The following is a 3,740-nucleotide window of genomic DNA, read 5'->3' on the forward strand; positions in this document are numbered from 1 at the left end:
ATAAATACATACCTTTTATACTCTGAACTACATTATTCAACAGTTAAAACTTAATTTTTTATTGGGAGGATTTACAATGAAATTATTAAAAATAAAACATATAATTCCTTTATCTGCAGCAGCAATTACATTCGTATGTAATCAAGGTGCAACTGAGGCTTCCACCATTCATACAGTAAAAAAGAATGATACACTTTGGGGTATCAGTAAACAATATGGAGTTTCAATACAATCTATTAAACAAGCGAATAATAAAGGAAACGATCAAACTTTTATTGGTGAACAGTTAAATATTCCAGGATCCATGAAATCAAATGAGGTCACTGTTCATCAAAACGACAAACCTAAGAACATCTCTGGACAAATTATTTATCAAGTACAGCCTGGAGATTCATTAGAAACTATAGCAAAGCGTTACAATGTTACCGTTCAATCTATAAAACAAATTAACAATACAGTCGGAAACAAGCTTTATACAGGACAACATGTGAAAATTAATTCAAGTATTTCAGAAAAAGAAAAAGACTTAATGGCACGCTTAGTTACTGCTGAAGCGGGTGGCGAATCATATAAAGGAAAAGTGGCAGTGGCAAAAGTTATATTAAATCGTGTAAATGCAAAAGGTTTTCCAAATACAATAACAGGAGTTATTTATGAACCTATTAAACACGGATATGCATTTACCCCTGTTACAGATGGAAGAATTAATCAGCCTGCAAGCGCAGAAGCAAAAATGGCAGTAGAAGAGGCTATCTCCACAAATGGAATACATTCTGATTGGCTTTATTTCTATAATCCGAAAACATCAACAAGCAAATGGATTACTACACGTCAAACAGTAGCAGTAATCGGTAACCACGTCTTCGCTAAATAAAACTGTAATTTTCTTCAGATTTATTCACTTAACAACTATTTCAAATGATTAACAGACCTCTTTACTTAAAAGGTCTGTTCTTTTTATATGTAAGCTTTTTATTAACCATATGATAAAATGATTGTTTAAAAGTATCTCTCTTTTCAAATAAAAAACTGTTGTATCTCATTCATCATTTAGAGTAATTGAGAAAGTATCAAATCCACAACTATGACTTTATTAATACAAGCTATTTCTTAACTTTGTAAAATTGTTATACACTAGGAAAATAGCAAACAAACTATTCGGTAGCAGGTGAAAAAATATGTATGATATTACAATTATCGGTGCTGGAGTGAGTAGCATTTTTATGGCTTATACATTAGCCAAAAGCAACAAAAAGGTTTTAATTCTTGATAAAGGTAAACCGTTAGAACATCGAAATTGCTCTTTAAAACAAGGGGAAATATGTAACTGTACTGCATGTGATAAATATTTCGGGTTTGGTGGTTTAGGAAAGTCTGAAGGGAAATTTAATTATACAAACGGATTTGGAGGCGAACTCGAGCAAAAAGTAGGTAAAGAAGGATTTATGCAACTCATGGCGGAAGTAGATGAAATTCTATGTCAGTTTGGTGGAAGTTCAGTTTCAAAATATTCTACAGAAAATCCAACTCTCACTAAGAAGGCTGAGACATGTGGTTTACAAATGCTAACAACAGAAGTAAGGCATCTGGGTACTACACTTTCAAGTAACATTTTTCAGCAGCTCTATGAATTTTTACTTACCAAAATAGATATCCAATTTCATATAGATGTACAAAATATCGTTAAGCAGAAAGACCATTTTAAAATATATACAAATCAAGAAACTGTCCATTCTAAGAAATTAGTATTTGCAACCGGTCGTTCCGGGGCGGATTGGTTAAAAGAAATGTGCACTTCTCTAAATATTTCTCAGGAGCAAACCCGTGTAGATTTAGGTATTAGGGTAGAGATGAAAGAACATCAATTACGTTCTATATTAAAAGATACATTTGAGACGAAACTTTCTTATCAGCATGAACATTTCACGGCTACTACTTACTGTATGAATCCAAAAGGACGTATTATTCGAAAGTACGAAGAAGGTTTAGTTATGCCTGACGGTCAAAATTTTCGAGAGCAAGGAACTGGCACTTCTAACTTAAATTTCACTTTATTTATCCCGCGCTATTTTCCAACTCTCAAAGAAGCAAATGTATACGCAAGTTCAATTATTAAAAGCATTAACCAAGGACGAGATCGGATTGTTATCCAGCGCTTAGAGGACTTAATAAAGAAACAACCTACTACGGAAAAAGATATGAAACATAATCGTATACAACCTACACTACACGGAGATTATGGAGATTTGCATAAAGAAATCCCGCCATTATATATTGAAGGGCTCAAAGAATTTTTATTACGTTTAGAACAATTTATCCACGAATCTATTGATGAAGATACTTTACTATATGGGGTTGATGGAAAATTCTATGCTCCTACAATAAAAATCAATAACCATTTTGAAACAAGTATGAATGGGCTATTTTTAATTGGAGATTGTTCAGGCGTCACTCATTCATTATCTCAAGCAGCCGCAAGCGGTCTGTATGTTGGAAAATATTTATCTGACATTTAAATACTCTAATTAAATGGAAAGGGAGCAACTAATTGCTATTGCTCCCTTTTCCCTATTACTTCTCTTATAACACATGATGCAATCTGCTATTAAAAAGAACGTACATATTATACAGATGTAAACAAAAAACAACTCCAAAATCAACTTTTATTGTATATTTTGGAGTTACTTTACGTTTATTCTATGATTGTTTCTAAAGGTAAATCTGTATAGGAATTATCCTCACCTATATTCAAGATTACTTCACATTGACGTAATCTCAATTCAAAGAGCGTTATAGGATCACGATAAACTTCAGGGTTTGATTTCATTTTATGCAGTTTATCTTGTTTTTCTTTTATTTCTAAATGAGTGTTTTTTACAGCTTGTTCCAACGCGCCAAATGGATTTCTAAAGAACATATTAATATCCCGCTCTTGTGTGTTTTCAAACAGCTCAAATTGCAAGAAAAACTTCTTCATAATAGAAGCCGTTACATCGGTATAATCTTCATTTTCTAAATACTGTTTATATTTGTTATATAGCATAGCTTTATTTTTAGGAAGAACTCCAAATAATTTACCGGCACTTTTCAGTAAAAATTGTGCTGGCGTAAATCGGCGTAAAATATTTACTTCTTCCATTTGTATTCTAGTTGTCATTCTATCAGTATCTCTGCGCCAGTCATCAATTACTTTAAAGTCACATTCTAACTGTATTCGATTTTCTCCAAATAAAGAATTAAGTCCTTCACTGGTTTCTTCTAAGTACAATTGACTTTGAAGGAGCTCGTTATTAGAAGTCGCAATCCAATTTTGCATAGAGCGAGCAAGATTAGGTAATACAGTTTGTTCTAGATATTGTTTCACTCTTTCATTCATCGCTGTGTTTAGTTCAATATCAATGTGACCAAAATCGCTTTCTTCACTAATTAAATCGGAACAACTCTGCAATAGTTTCGGAATATGTTCTGCAAGATCATTAGTAATTTCGTTTTTCATTGTACGATATGATTCTGTAATTAAATGAATTTTGTCCTTCTCAAAAGCAGTAAGGTTATTAATACAACCATTTAGTTTAACTAACATATCTTCATTCCAATTAATAGAATCCACTAGATTGGTTTCCCTCTCGACGCGTTTATCCAAAAGATATGTAATTGTTTTTCGAATGAAAAACAATAGCTTTTCATTCCGTTCTGCATCGATATTTTTATGGTTAAAGTTAAAATGAATAAACTCAGTT

2 protein-coding genes and 1 pseudogene are annotated in these 3,740 nt (G+C 32.3%); 2 read left to right on the forward strand and 1 reads right to left on the reverse strand.

Features of this window, described 5'->3' with window-relative positions; genetic code table 11:
* The first annotated feature begins 76 nt into the window (after positions 1 to 76).
* On the forward strand, positions 77 to 874 hold the full coding sequence (locus AB3X48_RS19040; protein ID WP_016105945.1) for a cell wall hydrolase: 798 nt from the start codon (positions 77 to 79) through the stop codon (positions 872 to 874).
* A gap of 304 nt (positions 875 to 1,178) precedes the next feature.
* Entirely contained in the window at positions 1,179 to 2,516 is a 1,338-nt protein-coding gene (locus tag AB3X48_RS19045; RefSeq protein ID WP_016105946.1) for an NAD(P)-binding protein, read from the forward strand.
* 176 nt (positions 2,517 to 2,692) lie between these two features.
* Here the strand turns inward: AB3X48_RS19045 and AB3X48_RS19050 are convergent.
* Positions 2,693 to 3,740: pseudogene (locus AB3X48_RS19050) on the reverse strand (GTP-binding protein); the annotation flags it as partial.

Origin of the sequence: Bacillus sp. S4 (assembly GCF_040838205.1) — a bacterium.
GTDB classification, from domain to species: domain Bacteria; phylum Bacillota; class Bacilli; order Bacillales; family Bacillaceae_G; genus Bacillus_A; species Bacillus_A cereus_U.